Origin of the sequence: Arsenophonus apicola, assembly GCF_020268605.1 — a bacterium.
GTDB lineage: Bacteria > Pseudomonadota > Gammaproteobacteria > Enterobacterales > Enterobacteriaceae > Arsenophonus > Arsenophonus apicola.
In genome coordinates this window covers 437,315-455,706 of the sequence record NZ_CP084222.1, presented here as the reverse complement: position 1 = coordinate 455,706, position 18,392 = coordinate 437,315, and the positions used below count along the sequence as shown (strand labels likewise).

General features: G+C 42.3%; 16 protein-coding genes. All 16 read right to left on the bottom strand.

What is annotated here, in order from left to right; all coding sequences use genetic code 11:
- Positions 1-14: 14 nt before the first annotated feature.
- Positions 15-2,096 (bottom strand): type VI secretion system ATPase TssH, encoded by a 2,082-nt coding sequence (tssH, locus tag LDL57_RS01915; RefSeq protein WP_225506894.1) that lies wholly within the window; start codon positions 2,094-2,096, stop codon positions 15-17.
- Entirely contained in the window at positions 2,093-5,560 is a 3,468-nt protein-coding gene (locus LDL57_RS01910) for a type VI secretion protein IcmF/TssM N-terminal domain-containing protein (RefSeq protein WP_180558958.1), read from the bottom strand. Before LDL57_RS01910 ends, tssH begins: the two co-directional genes overlap by 4 nt.
- Before the next feature lie 17 nt (positions 5,561-5,577).
- Positions 5,578-6,201 carry a DotU family type IV/VI secretion system protein gene (locus LDL57_RS01905; protein ID WP_180558957.1) on the bottom strand — a complete coding sequence of 208 codons (624 nt, stop codon included), beginning with the start codon at positions 6,199-6,201 and terminating at the stop codon, positions 5,578-5,580.
- Positions 6,202-6,366: a type VI secretion system baseplate subunit TssK gene (tssK, locus tag LDL57_RS17690; RefSeq protein ID WP_255498979.1), complete on the bottom strand. Its 165-nt coding sequence runs from the start codon at positions 6,364-6,366 to the stop codon at positions 6,202-6,204.
- A 26-nt stretch (positions 6,367-6,392) separates the two neighbouring features.
- A complete protein-coding gene (gene tssK / locus LDL57_RS17685) occupies positions 6,393-6,851 on the bottom strand; it encodes a type VI secretion system baseplate subunit TssK (protein ID WP_255498977.1) in 459 nt (152 codons plus the stop codon).
- Between the two features lie 2 nt (positions 6,852-6,853).
- Positions 6,854-7,639 carry a type VI secretion system baseplate subunit TssK gene (gene tssK, locus LDL57_RS17680; RefSeq protein WP_255653912.1) on the bottom strand — a complete coding sequence of 262 codons (786 nt, stop codon included), beginning with the start codon at positions 7,637-7,639 and terminating at the stop codon, positions 6,854-6,856.
- Positions 7,640-7,671: 32 nt separating this feature from the next.
- Positions 7,672-8,319, bottom strand: coding sequence for a type VI secretion lipoprotein TssJ (locus LDL57_RS01895; protein WP_180558956.1), 648 nt, complete (start codon positions 8,317-8,319; stop codon positions 7,672-7,674).
- Positions 8,320-8,628: 309 nt separating this feature from the next.
- Positions 8,629-9,414, bottom strand: coding sequence for a type VI secretion system protein TssA (gene tssA / locus LDL57_RS01890; protein WP_180558955.1), 786 nt, complete (start codon positions 9,412-9,414; stop codon positions 8,629-8,631).
- Between the two features lie 11 nt (positions 9,415-9,425).
- A complete protein-coding gene (locus LDL57_RS01885; protein WP_180558954.1) occupies positions 9,426-9,728 on the bottom strand; it encodes a PAAR domain-containing contractile injection system baseplate protein in 303 nt (100 codons plus the stop codon).
- A 12-nt stretch (positions 9,729-9,740) separates the two neighbouring features.
- A complete protein-coding gene (locus tag LDL57_RS01880; protein WP_180558953.1) occupies positions 9,741-10,325 on the bottom strand; it encodes a DUF6931 family protein in 585 nt (194 codons plus the stop codon).
- Positions 10,326-10,356: 31 nt separating this feature from the next.
- Positions 10,357-12,336 (bottom strand): type VI secretion system Vgr family protein, encoded by a 1,980-nt coding sequence (locus tag LDL57_RS01875; protein WP_225506891.1) that lies wholly within the window; start codon positions 12,334-12,336, stop codon positions 10,357-10,359.
- A gap of 11 nt (positions 12,337-12,347) precedes the next feature.
- Entirely contained in the window at positions 12,348-13,289 is a 942-nt protein-coding gene (tssG, locus tag LDL57_RS01870; RefSeq protein ID WP_180558951.1) for a type VI secretion system baseplate subunit TssG, read from the bottom strand.
- Complete coding sequence (gene tssF / locus LDL57_RS01865; RefSeq protein WP_180558950.1) at positions 13,280-15,538, bottom strand: type VI secretion system baseplate subunit TssF; 2,259 nt, start codon at positions 15,536-15,538, stop codon at positions 13,280-13,282. Before tssF ends, tssG begins: the two co-directional genes overlap by 10 nt.
- A 100-nt stretch (positions 15,539-15,638) precedes the next feature.
- The gene (locus LDL57_RS01860; protein ID WP_180558949.1) at positions 15,639-16,133 is read right to left on the bottom strand and encodes an Hcp family type VI secretion system effector; all 495 of its coding nucleotides are present in this window, start codon (positions 16,131-16,133) and stop codon (positions 15,639-15,641) included.
- Positions 16,134-16,170: 37 nt separating this feature from the next.
- Positions 16,171-17,652, bottom strand: a complete 1,482-nt coding sequence (gene tssC / locus LDL57_RS01855) for a type VI secretion system contractile sheath large subunit (protein ID WP_180558948.1) — start codon at positions 17,650-17,652, stop codon at positions 16,171-16,173.
- A 5-nt stretch (positions 17,653-17,657) separates the two neighbouring features.
- Positions 17,658-18,197 carry a type VI secretion system contractile sheath small subunit gene (tssB, locus tag LDL57_RS01850; RefSeq protein WP_180558947.1) on the bottom strand — a complete coding sequence of 180 codons (540 nt, stop codon included), beginning with the start codon at positions 18,195-18,197 and terminating at the stop codon, positions 17,658-17,660.
- Positions 18,198-18,392 lie beyond the last annotated feature (195 nt).

Sequence of the window (18,392 nt, the reverse complement as noted above, 5' to 3'; positions counted from 1 at the left end):
TCAGAACCCACATTTTAAGTTAAAATAATTAAGCTATTGCAAAAATCGATTCGTTGTCCTTCCGCGTCCTCTATTATACCTTTATCAAAAACTTGAAAAAATAGCTCCAGTACATCCGGGTGTGCTTTCTCTACTTCATCTAATAAAATCACACTATAAGGGCGTCTTCGCACCGATTCAGTAAATACGCCACCCTGCCCATAGCCTACATAACCTGGCGGAGCCCATTTTAAACCAGCAACCGAATGGGCTTCTTGATATTCTGACATATTAACGGTGATCATACTTCGTTCACCACCATACATCTCATGGGCTAATGCGATTGCAGTTTCTGTCTTTCCTACCCCTGAAGGGCCGACTAACATAAAAACACCGCAAGGTTTCCGTGGATCTGCCAGTTGCGCTTTAGCAATGCGTATTTGACGGGCAATTTGCGCTAAAGCATGATCTTGCCCCATAATTCGGCTAGCTAAGCGTTGCTCAAGATTGAGCAATACATCGCGCTCATTTTCCACCATTCGGCCTAATGGGATGCCTGTCCAACCAGAAACTATGTCCGCCACACAAGCTGCATCGACACAATCAAATACATAGGCATGTTGTTGATGGCGTACATGTAATTCACGCCGTAACGGGGCAATTTCTTTCTCATTTTCACCTGCGGCTTTGATTGCCTGCACCAGCTGTTGTTGCTGATAATATTCGGGTAATAGTGCATTTAGCGAATTTTGTAACTGCTCAATATGACGGCTGATATTTTCATGCTCAGGGGAGCCTTCGCGTAGCAGCGATTGACGTTCAATATTTCGCTGCGCCAACATTGCTCGTAGATCTTCTATAGGCCCGGGCTCACCACATTGAGAAATAGCGACTCGAGCGCAAGCACTATCGAGCAAGGTAACTGACTTATCCGGTAATTGGCGACCGGTAATATAACGCGCTGCTAACTGGACTGCTTCCGTAACTGCGCTATCTAAAATTCTTACACCATGATGTTGTTCCATCATCGGCACCATAGCACGCAGCATGGCGATAGCGACTTCCTGCGTAGGCTCATCTACTTTGATTAGTTGGAAACGACGCGCCAGGGCCGCATCTTTTTCAAAATATTTTTTGTACTCCGCTTGTGTCGTCGCGGCGATGGTACGCAGTTCTCCTCTGGCTAATGCCGGCTTTAATAAATTTGCCGCATCATTTTGTCCTGCTTGACCACCCGCGCCAATCAAGGTGTGTGCTTCATCAATGAATAAAATAATCGGTAATGGATAATTTTTTACTTCCTCTAATAATTGTTGCAAGCGACTTTCGAATTCACCTTTGATACTGGCACCAGCCTGTAATAAACCGAAATCTAGCGTAAATAGTTCTACATTTGCTAGCGCGGCCGGAATATTCCCGGCCACAATACGTTGCGCCAATCCCTCAACTAATGCAGTTTTACCAACCCCGGCTTCCCCTGTGAGTAAGGGATTGTTTTGCCGACGACGCAACAAGATATCAATCAGTTGACGGATCTCTTTTTCTCGTCCGAGTACCGGATCTAATTTATTGTCACGCGCTGCCTGCGTCAAATGGTGAGCATATTTCATCAAGGCTGATGCTTGCCCTTGAGACCTAGAGGAGGTAACAGATTGCTGCATCATCATTTCAACGGCTTTATCCAATAGCTCACCATTAATTTGCAGTGCCTGCTGGAGATATAGTGGTAATCCCTGATGCAATTCACGTTCTGCCAACAAACTCGCCAATAATAATAAGGGTGATAGTTTATCCACCTGCCAGAGTATGGTTGCATACATCCAGGCACTTTCTAACCAATCCGTCAACAAAACAGAAAAGACTGGCGCTCGATGACATCCACTACGCAATTGAGCTAAAGACGATTGACAGGCTTCTAATAACTTCAATGCATCACCATTAGCGTGATAACAGAGCTGCTCCACTAATTGGGTCTGTTTTTCTAATAACATTAGTAGTAAATGCTCACTTTCTATCTCATGGTGGGTGTGACTAACCGCTAAACTGGCTGCACTATCCAGACACTCACGTGCCGGCAGCGAAAGGTTATTAATAATCTGTTTTAAATTACTGCTCACGAATTATTCCTTATTTCATACCACAAAGTAGTAATTTCTAATGGTAACGATGACAACGAACCCTTTACGGGTATCGCTGGCGCATTTAAATTCAGTAATTGCTGATCTAAGTGTTGCAGTTGTTGTTGCTTATCCCTTTGTTGTTTCTGCTGCTGTGACCAGTGTTGGTATAGTGACAACGCCTCTGGCGCACCCTCTAACAAATAACGTACCGTGATACGTTTAATGCCTAATGATGTTAATGCGGTATATTGGTGGGTAAAATCTTTCGCATTAAAGATCAATTCTCCTTGAGATAGGGTTCGAATAAATCGCACCATATTCTCGGCTCCACTATAAATTTGCGTCAACTGAAAGCCTGGAAAATCGATATCAATTTTTATGCGTTGCCACCATTGCGGATGCCAACGCATGGTAGCGCTATCATTAAAATTGATACTATTGATTCGCTGAATTTGTGGCTGACAATCTAAACTAATGCGACTACCGATGGGTAAAACTTGTGCCTGCCGATTGGCACTTGCTGGCTGACTCGTAAAGGTTAACATTGCCCATTGACTGTGCTCAGGATCTATTTCCCCATCCTGTCGAGTTTGTAATAATTCACGTTTCTCCTGTAACCGTCTACGAATATCTGCACTGGCTGGCGCTAAATCATTAGGTCGCACAATCTGATGAATAAAATGCAAAAATGCCTCATTAAGCGGAAAATTAATACCAGCTAGAGAACGACGTGATATTCCTTGGCCATTGATATTCAATGCATAATTAGCATGTTGCTGGATAAAACGCTTACTATAATCAGACAAGCGCGCCATTTGTTCTGTTATCGTTAATAGCTGATGATCATTGGCATTACTCATTGGCCAAATGACCTGGCTGTACCACTGCTGTTGTAATTTCTCAGCCGCACTAAAAAACGCAAAGCGCACTAACAAACGCTTATCCCCCTGCCATAAATGCCGTAATAGTGGTTCAAGTTGCGCCATGTTTTTAACCTGCAGTGGCTGCCACCATAAATCAAATTGATTAGCGAGTAAGCGTGAATTGCCGTTTTGCTGATCATGCTCTACGCCAAGAGAAATTTTCACTAGCTGTTCTGCTTCATTATCTCCCAACAAGGCATATTGAACAGTTTTTTGTAACATTTGACGCCAGGCTTGATAACGAAATAGCGCGTGTTGATCAACACGAATAGAGATTGGCGGTAACCGACCAAACTTAGTTTGGATAAATCGACGCCAAACACTCTCTTGCATTGACAACTGCTGCAAAAAATTGCTTTCTGGTAAGTAGTTATGTAATTGCCACAAAGACAATTGATCCCTTAGCCAAGATTGTTGCTCTGGCTGTGGGATGGGTTCACTTTCTATTGCCAGGCGATTAAAAAAGCGCAGATAAGGACTCGTGTTTTGCGCCGTATCAAGCATTAATTGTTGCCAATTACTTTTACCGCGGATGTAACTTTCTGCTTGTGGCATCGCCTGTGCCAAAGTTAACCAAGCGGACTGATATTGTTGATGATAGTTGCTGATAAACTGACTTCGCCGCTGGGAAAAAAGGGTGGCATCATTAACGGCTAAGGCTATTTCATCCAGTAATGCCTGTAATGCTTTTTCGCCATTTTGGGTATAAATTGCCTTAACTTGGACTGACAATTTTTGTTGATCGCTGCCGTCAATCGGCCAAAAATCAGCCAGGGTAACTTTGTCAGCATTATTAACAATATTATCATCCAGCAACCATGACCAATGGTTATCTTTTTCTAGTAGTTGCTGTAACACAGACCGCCACTGAGATAATGCTTGCTGCGCTTGGCCGGTACGATACTGCGCTAAACGTATGGCAATATACTCGTTCTGTGATACAGCAACCGTCCTCCCCAGAAGTTCGCTGGCCGACCAGGTCGGAAGTTGCCGCAATTGCGTTAAGCTGGCACCTTGACTCATAGCCTGCTCACTATTAATAAAACGAGCCAAATTGAGAATAAGATGGCGCTTTTGTTGATAACTACTGTTAGCGAAACGGGAAGCCAGATTATTAATGATTGGGTTAGGATAATAATTTATATCTGTTAACGGATATAAATATTGTTGCGCAAGATATTGCCGCAACAGATAACGCAGCGGTGAAAATAGATCTATCCCGCGCTCCTGCCATGCCTCTGCCTGCTGATAACGCTCATAACGACAAACCAAAGTACTGTTTGAAGGGTCGCAAGCTAACTGAAGCATATCTTTATAAGCGACCCATAATGATCGCGCACCACCAAAGAGTAAGCTAAAAATTAATAAACAATACAAAGCGCGACGCTGCCAAAAACGAGCGTTAAGCAAGGGCTGTTTCTTGCTTTTTTGATCAGGCAATATTTTTTCTAGCAGTTGCTGACTAAATAAACTTTTCGCCCCAGGTTCATTATCATTATTTTCTGTTGCGGCAAAAAATAAACCGCATAATAAACTATGTTGCTGATAATGATCAGGTTCAAATAGAGCCTGCAAATATTCTTCCAGCGCCGGCTGTAACTGCCTTATCTGTGCGGGCAATATCAGTAACTCGGCCGGTGGGGTAATCCGATAATCATTTAATTGGCACAGACAGGTGATCTTTAACGCCTGAATAACTGAATCCAACGTGCGATCTACCGCGCCAATATAATTACCTGTTACCCCTTGGTCAATCATGCCGCCCAACACCTGCTGCCGCTGCTGTTCGGACAATTGACGGCTCCATATGTCAAATCCAGGTAAGCACTCACTATGAGTTACTAGCAGCCATACCGATAAACGATAACCCAAGCGTTGTTGTAAAATTGCTAATTGTTCACGCATCAAGCGCGCTGTCTGAAAACGCACTTTACTATTAGCCTGCAACAATAAATTCATGGGTACACAAAGGACGATACCGGTTGGCGGTCGAACCTTGGAAAACCAATAAGTTAAGCGTTGCCAAGCCTGGCGATACAATGGTTTATCCGTTGAAAAATAACTAGACATGACCAGATACATAGCACGTCGAAAAAACCACCAGCGACAACTAAATTGCCGTTCATTTACCGAATGACTATCCAAGCCTGCCAGTGAAGGAATTTGACTATTGGCTAATAATCCTTGTTGGCCAGCCTCTTGCGTGCCTAATACCACAAACCAGGGTGGAGCATATTCTCGCCATATTAACCGCCAGCGTTTTTGTATGCCTGCACCATGCTTCCAGTGATGCCATAACTGACGTTCCAGCCGGTTTCTGCCATAGCGTTTTTTTACCAGTTGCTGTTTTAGCCATCTTTGTGTTCTGGGGATGACTAATACACTGACATAGATTATTAGCAGAGCACATAAACAGCCTAAAAATAACCATAGTGCCATTAATGTTGGCCATGACCACCAGGCAACCAGCGCAAAACACAAACATAAGAGACCTATCAGCAGTAATAATATACCGACGATGCAAAAAAACTTTTTCATTCCTACTCTCTTATTTCTCAAGTAGCAAGATTAAAAAGGCAAACCGAAGCAAGCAAGTACAAAGCTAATATTATGCTGATAGCAAGACAGCGTTCCCATGCTTGGCTCATCAGAGGTTGAGCATGACTATCTGAATGACTGAGCATTGCCGGCATCAAACGCAAATTTTTATTGATCATAAATTGGCGCAGTTGATTGGGTAAATTATCAATCTCCTGATCAATCAGATGTTGTAACGCCTTTTCACCATCGGTTGCATAACGGCCGCGAAAACCACACAGCAAACAGCAAAGATAAACCAGCCTGGCTTGAAAGCGATCGACTGACATCGACTTTAAACGTTCAAAAAAGGTTAATCCACCTAAGGTAGAGTCATAACTTAGCTGCTGCAGCGATGAAAGGCGCCATTGTTCAAGCCATTCAGCCCCAGCATTCAATATCATTTCATCGACCCAAACCAACACGGCAAAATGTGCATCGTCTATATCTTGTTTGTCATAACCCTGCATCAATGCATTGTTTTGTGCCTTCACTAACATCATTTTTACCGTTTCTCGTAATGCATCGCTATATTGTTCGGCTTGTTGCACAATCAAAAGTACTCGGTGAAAAACTGGCATATAAAAATCAACTAAGTACATCTAATAACTCCTGGCCAAAATCAAATCTATCTGTAAATCTTCCGGTGCTTCTAGCCAATGCAGTATGATATTGCCGCTGTTTTTAATTTCTTCCCAAGCAGGGCTATGCTCTGCTACCTTGAAATAACGGCTATTCATTTTTTGTGGTAACCCATGCGGTGGGATAATTTGATAATGAAGCCTTACTCCAGCTAAAGAGCGAGTAATGATGGTGTCAATCTGACTTTAGCTGCCATTTTTATCAACCTATCATCAGGCACTTCATATTCCTGCTGGATAAATTGTTCTGAGCGCATCACTAAATAAATAGCGACATATTTTTGTTGCGACGCCAATAACCAATTGGCTGAGAAATAGCCTTCACTCTGTTTAGCAAATGAGATAACGTTATCTTGCTTGATCATTAAATTATCGAGTAATCTCATAATTTTACGTTCGCATAACTTCAGGCTTGCCGCAATATCATGATGATCATAGCTAGGCGCAACGGTGTTATCCCATTGGCATATGCCATTAAATGAGCAAAGATCAGTAAAACAAGTAAGTTCCGCTATCAACTCTTTTAATAAGCCGACTATTTTCCATGGATGGATATCTTGCGCTTCTTTATAATGCTGCAAACGAACGACATAACGCGCCAAAGTACGCATTGCTAACAGTAAAAATCTTTTCTCTGGTTTAACTCACCGGTTTCCACCATCGGTGGCCGTTTAAATTCCTCAAATTGATGAAGACGTCCGGTTAGTTCTAAACATAAATTATCAATTCGCAGCCATAACCATGGCACCGCTTTCAATGTCATGCTTGGTGGAAAGTAATCACTATCCCATTCAATCCCATTTGCTCCCTGACGTAATCGACCTATCGGCAATAACGTATAACCGGTTAATTGCGCTATTTCGTCTTGTAAGAAAAAGCGTAAGTTATATGACATCTGCTGTATCTGAACTTCAGCTCCATTACCATACAGATCTCTGATAGGCTGCTCCGTCGGCCAACTGAGCCAGCGCGTTGTCTGTTCAGTGCTCTCGTTTGCTTTTGCTATACAAGTAACATTATTTTGATTATGACTGATCTGTCTTAAGCCAATATAAACCAGTATGGGTTTTTCTCTTACTTGCCAGCAATCTCTTAATGACCGGGGAGCAACAATGGCATTGACATTACAATCAGCATAAACACCATTTGGCAAGATAAACTGCCCTTCATAAATACGTAACTCTTCATCACGTAATGCCGCTTGATGAAAACTGATATTTATTACCCCCCAAGCCCAAGGCTGGGTTAATAATTGATAGCGAGCACGCCAATATTCATCATGTAGTTGCTGTGTTTGTAAATGCTGCGGTTGTAAATACAATCCGCTAAACCAATATATGGGTTTATAATCAAGCATAATTTTCCCTAAATGATCCCTGACAACATCTGGATATCTCATCGTTGCACTCTATGTTGTGCAATGTTCACTGGTTATCTCGTGATAGATTTACTCGCTTTTGCCGTTGCCGATTGGGAAGGAAAAACAACATCGTCACTCGGTCGTCTAATCGATTTATTACTGCGAATAATAGTCGCCTCACCTAGCGTAATTCCGATATTGATGGGAATAAAATTGGCTTGCCAACGCTTATTCCACCAGCCTTGCGAGCTTAATTCGACAGGAATAGAAAAAATCCGCGCATGCCTTTCATTCGGCAGTGGATAATAACCCGCTATCAATGCCACATAACGCGCTTGCTCTACGCGATCAAGATGTAATGTTACCCGTTGACCTGGCATCATGACATAGCTATCCAATTTAAGGATATTTTCACTACCGCCCGCGCGAGCAAAAAGATTGCGTAACAGCGAAGGATTATTTAATAAACCTTCTAACTGATCACGCCTTTCCGCTTGAATAATCAGGACCCTACAACTATTGGGTACTCGATTAAACGCATTCAATTGCGGATCGGCTATCATATCAATATTAATCGCATCGCTAGCAAAGGTGGCTGACGCTTGCTCGATCGCTATTTGACGTTGTTGTTCACTAGAATAAGGTGAATTGCAACCAGTAACATTTCCCACTAGAACCAACATGACTAGCAAACGAAGGCAAATTTTGGTTCGATTCATGTTATCATCCCACTTAGATTAATTTTCTGTTCCTTTAATCACTCTCATCATTTCCCTTAGTGTTGAATCGTTATCGACTAACATTTCGGCTAACCATTGTGCAATTTCCATATTTGCCCAACTGGCCGCGCGTTCTAATAAATACGGGACGGGGCTAGTCGGTTCATTACTACGGAAATATTGTGCAATGGTTTATTGTCGCGTTTCTACCAAGAGCGGCTGCCACAGGTGATAGTTGAAGAACCACATCAGCCAGTCAAAACAGACAGTGATGCGCAATTGGCTAGCCCATCGCTCAATCACGCCACTTCACACCGGGAAAATAGAAAACAGGCTATAGAGCAAATATAAACCCTGCATTTCCTCTACCTGGTGTAAGCTATCACTCATAACAATGACATTTTCACCACAAAAATTTTTCAATATGGTCTGTAACGTCAGCAGCGAAGTTTGTAACGTCTGAATTTGCTCTTGCAGATGATTGACATGGGATGACGACGTATGGCGAATACTCTCTTCACAATCTGCAATACCAAAATAGCCATCATCCTGGAGGGGTTTTCTAAGTTCAGCATTAACGGCAATAGTATGTTCATAATGTTGTACTCGAGTCCACTGCCTAACATTCAGCCTACCGTCATCAGTCAGTGGCCAATCTTGCAATAGGTGACTTAAACGATTGTCTAACCAATTTAAGCGCGCTAGTCGGATATCCGCCCGGTAGCCACCTTCTTCTTCATCCAATTTAGGCCAAAGTGTCGGCCAAAATGTTTCACATAAACGGCTAATTAATGCAATACCCGTCGCCATCCCCGCCAAACCATGCAATTTAGCTTGTGCTTGGGTTAACCAGCAGGCTATTTGTAAATCTTTACTATGCTTTTCCAATACTTCAGTACAAAGCAGCGACACTTGACGCCAATCAGTTTGCCGCACTTCACAAGACCACATATCTTCTAGCTGTAGATCATCATCACTTTCTCGCGCCTGATTTATCTGCTCAAATATCGGCTGGTATTCAATATTTTCTCCTGCCGGTAATTCATCAGAGAGCCTCAACATCAAGCGATCAAAGTCAAATACTGTCAGCTCCATGTTTCTCTCCATTAAGCAATAATGACCAAGGGGTAACCGGTGGTAATAACGCCACCATGGGCACACAGATCACCTAATCGAGCCGCCGGGCGACCACCAATCAATACCGTTAAACTGCCCATCACAATAGTATCTGGCGGTCCAACACAGACTAACATTGACCCCATGGTGGCGGCCGGTAAACCACCGATCAAGACGGTCGGTACTCCCGGGGGGATAATAGGGCCACCAACATGCGGGATCGGCGGTACTGCGGGTGAAACCATGGGGCAAACATGCAAATCACCCGTTCTTGCAGCAGGCATCATTGGCATCAATTATTCTCCTTATATAGTCGTTTCCTGATACAAATAGTTTTTCCGACCGAGATCAGTATCAGGCGTCAATTGGATCAAATATCGTTGAGCTAGGGTAAAAAATTGCTCGACATATTTATCCTGCAACACGTTATCATGGCTGTAAAAATGGATGATCAGACACAGAACACTGGCTAACGCTTGCGTTGCCTGCCATGGGGAAGCAGTGACAACTTCCAAGTCAGGCGCAGTGACACTCCCTTCACTAAGGAAAATGGACAGTACCAGCCCGGCAATCGGATTATCAAACCCTATCGCCTCTGCTTGTTCAAATAATTGATGACGGAGTTGATCGCCACCCCGTGAGCGCCAATCTCTGGCATGTTGTAATAATATTCTCTGTTCTTGTACCAACTCACGTTCATAAACATGGCCAATAAATGCCAGAGCCAAATCGAGCGCCTGACGATATGGCAGCATAAACACGGTATAAAACACCATATCGGTCCATGCGGCATCTTCACGTAAAGCCTGTAAATTTTGATTATGCGGAGCAAATGGCTGCAATATTTGCTCCGCTAAAGGCGATAATTGACAGTGTTTTAGCTTTACCATGATGGCTCCCTAATATTAACCCACCGTGCTATTAACCAATTTTGGTCAATAACCCTTTTAACATCGCCATGGTTGAAGCACTAATCTGTACCACCAGACCGCTGAGTTTTGTCATACCATTACTTTTCAGCGTTAACATTCCGGTCCCTTCCACTGTGGTGCTAGCGGCCGTCATTTTTAGCATCCCGTCACTTTTTATATTGATTACCGGCCCCTTCACGGTGATACCGGCAGGGGTAATTGATAATGAACTGTTTCCCACACGCAACTCAATCTTCTGTTTGGCAGTAATCGTGCAAGTTTGGCCTGCCGAGATGGCGACTTTGCCACTTTTGGCATTCAAACTGTAATTGCCACTATTAAGTAATGTGACAAAGTTTCCTTTATTGAGCGTGTGATTTTTAATACCTTTGCTTAACGTTAAGCTATCGTTGCCTTTATCAATTAAAACATCCTGTTTTCCTTTGATCTCCCATCGCACAACTCGCTCAATAACTGCGGATAAATCGTTATTCGCTTGCCATTGCAAATCTTTTTGTGAATGAATTAAAATAAATTCTTCGCCTTTTTTATCCTCAAAACATAATTGATGTCCCTGCTCAACATTGCCTTTTCGACTGCTTCTTGTGGTTAGACCACTTTGGTTTTTTTGCTTAGGTAAGGAAAAAGGAGGCATTTTGGCGCCATTCATCACCGTGCCTACCACAATCGGATAATCAGGATCACCATCCACAAAACTGACTAATACTTCACTACCAACACGAGGTAGGAATTGCGTACCAAAGCGAACACCATTACCCAATTGACTAACGCGGATCCAGCACGAACTGTTATCATCTTTCTTATGTTCTTTGTCCCAATGGAACTGAAGCTTTATTCGGCCCATTTCATCAACATGGATCTCCTCCTGGGCAGGGCCAACCACCTGAGCAGATAATACTCCCGCAATACTGGGTCGTTTTTTGGTTAATGAAGGGCGCCAGGCTTTATCTGCCGGCAAAAGAGTGACTCGCGATGAAAATTGTCGTTCATGACTATCCAGATTACTTTCTGCTACTAACTGTTGTCCGCTAACGGCATAGTTACCATTAACAGCCGGATCCCCTTGTAGGGTAAATCTCTGACCAACTTGCAAGGCCGGATAGCTATTCATTGCTTCTAGATAACCCGCTTGCGATTCCCACTGCTCCATATATAAAGCGGCGCAGGCATTTAATTGTTGCTGTTGTTCAAGCCCAGCAAAATCATAGATTGAGAGCCTAGCATTGGCGGCGTAGTCACCACGAGCTTTAGCGCTAGCAAACACCGGTACAGCATTTTTAATATTGTAACCGCTCATTTCTACACTAGCCGGGATCACCTTGCGACTAGCACGCCAGGCGCGCAATCCCATAAATTGGGGCTGACCACTTAATGTTTGATAGGGCAATGTTGCTAAAGGCGCGCGCGCAAAGGCGCTAGGATGATCAGCCAACACTAATAGATGCTTATCTTTTTCATGACTGAAGTAATAAAAAATACCCACCGAGGCTAATTGGCGCGTAATAAAATCAAAATCCGACTCGCGGTATTGCATACAAAATTCACGTTTTGGATATGAATAACTCAAATTTAAACGTACATCGCTAAAACCGCGTTTTTTTAATATATCGCATACCATATCCGGCACATTAATGTCCTGATACACACGTGAATTGAGCGTACTCATTAACAAAACTAACCACGGCTCTAGCTGCACTTTATAACGATAAAGTGCTTCATTGTGACCACTTTGCTGTAGTTTGGTTATCACACCATGGATAAAACGGGCATCTCGCTTATCACCAATCCTTAATCCCTGCGGTTGACCAACATAACTTTGCAAATCAGCAAATTTTTTGTCTGAATAAAGCTCTAGCGTGAATAAATAGGGGCGAGATAAATACTCTGCGCCTTCAACTTTACTTAAAGCGGCACTATCACCCATGGCGCCAAGCAACCGTAAATATCGATTATTTTGAGCTAATAACATAATATTCTGTTTTAATTTATCGGTGTTATATAAAGTCTGGTCGCTGCTGATCGAGCCTCATTTCCCAGATAACCATGTCTCCCTAAATAAAATTGACCATCTAATGTTATTCTCGACCCCTTAAAAGCCACTAACAGTTCTAAAGAAAAGCTTAATATACCGCCGGTGAATAAACCCACCCGCTGATTCAACTGACTATAAACATCGCTATTTGACAGTAACTTTTCCCATTGCTGAGGTTTTGAGCAGGTAAATTGGATCAAAAAATGGGATTGAATATCGTAAAAATACTGTCCTATCACTGGGGCTTCGCCTAAACGGCAACCCCCTAAAATAGCCTGATATTCACTCGCCACCTTCCGCCAACGGCCATAAAATGGCTGAATTTTAACCGCAAGTTGAAATTCACGTTGCAGCAACCGTTCTAAATTGACTAGTGAACGTACGGATGTTGACAATAAGCCGCTCATGTCTGCCGCCGGTAAAGAGGCCATTTGTTCAGCAGATAGGCCGGTTACCGCAGTAATAACGGCGGGTAGCTGCCGCTTAGTATTTAACTCAGCATTGACATATAAGCGATATTTCTGCCAGACTTGAAAACGTAAACTCAACAGGCGATGATTGAAAACATCAAGAAAGGCTTTAGCCGAATCATCACCATAACGATAACGCCGATCAATCAACCATTCGGTATAACGTAACGGCAAAGCGCCATGGGTGCCCAATAAACCAAAATGGTTGACGGCCATACAATAAGTTGTCTCTTCTGCCATCGACTCATCAACTGTAACACTTTCCACTTCTCGCTCTGGTGCATCTAAGGTCAATACCGATTCAAAACGTACCACATCATCAGGTACACTCACCTGACGTCCTTTTCTCAGACACTTACTCAATAGACGACGTACATTTTGGTAAAAACTGCCACCAAGCAGGGAAAAAGTCATAGCCATACCACTCTTCCGCAACGCCTGGGCCAACGCTTGACACTATGAGCAACACCAGATAAGCAAGTAACAACTTGGGTAAAACCATTGATTGGTGCATACAGCGCAATAAATCTTTCTAACACACAGCAAAAGAGATAAAAATCAACAAACTCTTCGGCTTGCGGTTGGAATGTCAGCGTTACCTCTAGACCTTTAGCAAACGAGTAGGGATCAGCCGGATCTAACCTGACAGATAGGGGATTAATCGTGATACGACTCAGTAACGCGATCAAACGCGATACTGCCATATCATTCTGTACATTATATAACTCGAGTGTTTCTCGTAGTCGTTGCCCACTATCATCCTGTTCAAGCAACATATGATTAAGGTTGAGTTGCGCCACCATCCGCCAATTTTGCGCAGCATCTAATTGTGGGCGTAATGGCGGTCGGGGGCGAATTAATCCGCTAACTTTTACGCCGGGTAACGCAAACTCAGCATCAAAATCACCCTCTGAATTACCGTTACTTAATTTCTGTGCTAAATCGCGATTAGTGCACATAATTTTTAACATCACCACATCTACCGCCGGAATATGACGCTTACCACGCAAATCGGCAAAACCAATGAAGGTATTAATACCTTGATCATTTGGCAGCATTGAGGCTCTTTGAGTGGTCTGCCAATATAAAGATGGGACTCCCCGCTCTTCATGATGCTCAATACCAAATAGCGCCTTTACTTTTATGCTGCTGTTATGTTCTTTTTCTTTGCTGCGCTGAAAAACTTCTACCGACCGAATAGTGTAAACTTCCATACTTAAAGGACGGCGCGCATCAGGCTGAATAAGATATTCACTTTCGCTATCCGATAAGGTCAGTGGCTCAGCCTGATGAGGAAATAAATTTACTATCGGACTACAATTCATACGAAATGTTTCTACATTAACTTTGTCACAATTGCGCTCAAGGCGACGTAAAGTGTGACAATCTTTTAACCGAAAACGATAGTGAAACTCACCAGACAATAACTCCCATTTCGGTAGCGGTAATTCGATAAATAAAAATCTTTCTATTAAGCTAAAATAGTCACGTAATAAATGATGAACAGGGCTGATAGCCATATCATCCGCACAGAGGCAGTCTGCTTCTTCAAAACCTATTGCTTGAATGCTATCGGCGGTTGTTACAACCGCTTGTTGATCAACATAACATTGCCATTCATCAACCTGGGATAATAAAAGCTCATATAAACTATGCGTAATTACTGGCGTGCCATGTAAATATAAACGGATAGATTGCGCTTGAAACTGGGCACCTGGCCAGGTGATAAAACGTAACGTTAATATAAAATTGCGATCATAGGGATCTTGTTTAAGTGATGCTTCACATAAATCGATAGGTAAGATTTCTACTGGATAAACCGTACGGAAACGGCAGAGCACATCACCGACTGGCTTAGAAGTTAAAAAACTGTGGCGAGGAACCGATAAAACGCCCGTTATACCAGAAGTGGCAGGCTCAGGCTGAAATTGTACTAAAGAGACGGACGGCACTTGGCGCATAAATTGGGGCGCTAATATCTCCATCATGGCATTATTCAATTCAGGCATATCTTCATCAATCTTCTGATGAATACGCGCTGTTAAAAAAGCAAAAGATTCCACCAGACGTTCAACATGTGGATCTTCAGAAATGCCTTCAGCTAGCCCTAATCGACGCGCAATTTTAGGAAAACGACGCGCAAAAGCCACCCCATATTTTCTTAGATAACTTAACTCGCGGTTATAATAGTCTAAGGTTTTTTGTGGTAGTAACATGAAATTGTTATTCCTCCCAAAAACAGAGTAGCTATAAGCCACACTACTCCAGGTGACAGAAAAAACGATGCGCTGGCCCCAAAATAGTCCTTGCACCCAAAAAACAATATTTTCCGGTGAATTGTTTTGTAATTTTATGGTTATGTCTTGTAAGCGCGGTTCAAATAGCACTAGCGATTGATAAATATTTTTTCTCAGTAATTCAATGCGATCATCATTTAGAATATCGACGTCAACCACGTCAATCACGCCATAATTTAATATTGAACGTTCAAGTTCATCATAAACATCTAAGCTGCCTGACAAGGGGCGAGATGAAAATAACATATTTAAATCAGAGACCAACGAATCAATCGCAGCTTGTCGCTGATTATATTTTGTCTCAAATTCTTCCTCATGCGGGAAATCATAATGTAAACGATATAAGAACGATGGTATGGCTTGTGCTTGCATTTATGTCCCCCTCCCGATGAGAAAAAAAAGCTTCTTAGTTAGATAACAAGTTGCCGCTGTTGTGAGCCCGCAACTTGTTTAATTCAAGTGGCAGTGAAAATTACTGTTTAGTATTTTGCAGTAGATCCCAACCTTCTGGCCCTACCTTATTACCTTTCTTACCATCAGCATTCAGTGGTGTGAATGTCCATTTGATTTTAGAGAATACAATCGTAAAACTCTCATAGGGATAGCCGCCTTCTTTTTCTGCATTCTCAGAAATACTTGAGATCATGCATTCATCCATTTCCAATTCCGCATACGGATGAAGTTCGTTCTCAAACATGGTACAAATACTGAGCTTGACATTTTTTAGGAAATTACCCTGTGCAACGGCAGACAATAATTTTATTGAGCTAACATCCATGACTTTAGTACAATGTATATAGCTAAAATTTGCCGTTCCTTTATTCAGTTTTCTTACCCCACTCGAAGCGATCTGGGCATTGTTAGAAATACCAAAATTAACACTGCGCAATTCAAGCCAATCTTTATGATTCTTATCTGTACTCTCGCCTTTAATATCACCTAGATTTAAGAAAATACCTGTACTCATAACAAATAACTCCCTTCACTTTATTATTAAAAAATACTTATGCAGCAGATGATGGCGGCAAATCAGCGACTAAACGCAATGACATGCTTAAACCTTCCAATTGGAAATGCGGACGTAAATAAGCCACTGCGCGGTAAGTTCCTGGTGAACCAGGTACTTCAAGTACTTCAATCCTGGCTTCACGCAATGGATGACTCGCTTTAATTTCAGCACCAACAGTATCGGAGCCGACAATATATTGGTTGATCCAGTTTTGTAGATAAGTCTGACACTCAGTACGTGACATAAAACTGCCCACTTTATCGCGCACAATGACTTTCAAATAATGCGCAAAACGCGACGTCGTCATGATGTACTGCAATTGCGTGGATAACTTAGAATTGGCATTGGCTAATTCGGTTTTATACTTTCTTGGTTTATTCGGTGATTGAACTGAGAAAAAAGCGGCATAATCCGTTCCTTTGTAATAGACCAAAGGAATAAAACCCATTTCGGCTAACTCTTTTTCACGTCGATCGGAGATAGCAACTTCGGTCGGACACTGTAATTTTTTCTCACCGGTCACCGAAACGTAATGATGAGTTGGTAATGCCTCAACTAATCCACCACCTTCAATGCCCCGAATAGCTGCACACCAACCATATTGCTCAAATGCTTTTACCATACATCCAGCTAGTGAATAGGCAGCATTGACCCATAAATAACTATTGTTATTATCTTCTTCAATTTGTTCTTCAAAACAGAATTGCTCAACTGGAACGGTCTTTGCCCCATAAGGCAATCGACCAATTACATGAGGTATAGTTAATCCCACATAGCGGGAATCATCAGAATCGCGAAAACGTTTCCATCGCAAATAGTCCGATGTCTCCAGCAGTTTTGACAGATCACGGGGACGGGGTAATTCACTGAAATCATTCAAACCAATCATGCCAGCATTGGCCGCACTGAGAAATGGCGCATGCGCGGCAGCGGCAACATGAGATATCTGTTCTAATAGATACAAATCTTCCGGCGTGTTATCAAATTCGAAATCACCGACAAAGGCTGAGAAAGGTTCACCACCAAAAGTACCATATACATTTTCATACACACTCTTAAACAGCATCGATTGATCAAAATCCGCGGCCGATTTAAAATCTTTGACTAGCTCAGCCTTGGTGGCATTAAGCATCAGAATACGCGTATTATCCGTTTCACTCTTATCCAATAGTCCTTTTAGCCCAGTCCAAGAAGACTCTAATCGTTGAAATTCAGCATGGTGTAAAACCTTACTCAATTGAGCAGATAAAATTTCATCAATCGCGGCAATACGAACTTCGATACTGTCAATCAAATCACCGGAAACAACTAAAGAACCGGCAGTGACTTCAGACAGAAAGTGGCCTAACTGCTCCTTTACTCGTGAACGATCTGCATCTCGCCTTACTGCTTGCGTCGCATCAATAATTTGTTCCAGTAAATCGCCACTAACTGCCGTTTGCGGTTGTGTACCTTGTTCTTGTGGTTGCTGTTCCATTGCGTTTATTTCTCCCCTTGATCAGTTTGCGGTGCATCTGTCTTTGGCGCTGCACCATCTGCCTTCTGCTCGACTTCAGGTTGACCGGTTGAAGAAGCCTTTTGTTGATGCTCAGTCATAATTTCGGCTAAGCGATCGCGCAGTTTTTCATTACTCAGCGCCCGCCCTTTTAAATCACTTAATTTACTGCGAATTTCTAATAATTGGCGTAAGGGCTCTATTTGCTGCGCTAGACTTTCTGGCGAAAAGTCTGCTATCGATTTAAATTGCAAATCGACATTCAGATAACCTTCAGTTTCCGGTAAAACACTTTCTACTTGCAGGGAAAGTGATGGTGTCAAACCTTCCATAACGGCATTAAAATTATCTTTATCAATATGCATAAAACTTCGTTCACGCATTGGTAATGCTTGTTCGGAAAATTGACCAATCACACCAATGACCAAAGGCAATTCTTTTTCTTCCACATCACCACCCAGTTCAACATCATAAGTAATCTGAACGCGAGGTGGCCTGACTCTATTAAGTTTATGTTGTGTATTCATTGTGCTATTACCATAAATATAAATATTGGGAGGTGGATAGGATATGGATACACCACCAGATAAAAGCAAAAAAGTGATAAATTAATTATTTCTTATTTCATAGATATAATTCTTAGCAAAAACTTTCTCATTTAATTTTATTTATCAATTAACTCTTTAGTTCAGAAGATCGCATATTCTGTAATTACAAACAAT

Coding starts and splice junctions, on each gene's coding strand:
- LDL57_RS01895 (WP_180558956.1), bottom strand. CDS start 8,319: ATGAATCGAACCAAAATTTGCCTTCGTTTGCTAGTCATGTTGGTTCTA.
- tssK (WP_255653912.1), bottom strand. CDS start 7,639: ATGAGATATCCAGATGTTGTCAGGGATCATTTAGGGAAAATTATGCTT.
- LDL57_RS01860 (WP_180558949.1), bottom strand. CDS start 16,133: ATGAGTACAGGTATTTTCTTAAATCTAGGTGATATTAAAGGCGAGAGT.
- LDL57_RS01875 (WP_225506891.1), bottom strand. CDS start 12,336: ATGTTATTAGCTCAAAATAATCGATATTTACGGTTGCTTGGCGCCATG.
- tssC (WP_180558948.1), bottom strand. CDS start 17,652: ATGGAACAGCAACCACAAGAACAAGGTACACAACCGCAAACGGCAGTT.
- tssK (WP_255498977.1), bottom strand. CDS start 6,851: ATGCGTACTTTGGCGCGTTATGTCGTTCGTTTGCAGCATTATAAAGAA.
- tssB (WP_180558947.1), bottom strand. CDS start 18,197: ATGAATACACAACATAAACTTAATAGAGTCAGGCCACCTCGCGTTCAG.
- LDL57_RS01905 (WP_180558957.1), bottom strand. CDS start 6,201: ATGTACTTAGTTGATTTTTATATGCCAGTTTTTCACCGAGTACTTTTG.
- LDL57_RS01880 (WP_180558953.1), bottom strand. CDS start 10,325: ATGGTAAAGCTAAAACACTGTCAATTATCGCCTTTAGCGGAGCAAATA.
- tssG (WP_180558951.1), bottom strand. CDS start 13,289: ATGGCTATGACTTTTTCCCTGCTTGGTGGCAGTTTTTACCAAAATGTA.
- tssA (WP_180558955.1), bottom strand. CDS start 9,414: ATGGAGCTGACAGTATTTGACTTTGATCGCTTGATGTTGAGGCTCTCT.
- LDL57_RS01885 (WP_180558954.1), bottom strand. CDS start 9,728: ATGCCAATGATGCCTGCTGCAAGAACGGGTGATTTGCATGTTTGCCCC.
- LDL57_RS01910 (WP_180558958.1), bottom strand. CDS start 5,560: ATGAAAAAGTTTTTTTGCATCGTCGGTATATTATTACTGCTGATAGGT.
- tssF (WP_180558950.1), bottom strand. CDS start 15,538: ATGCAAGCACAAGCCATACCATCGTTCTTATATCGTTTACATTATGAT.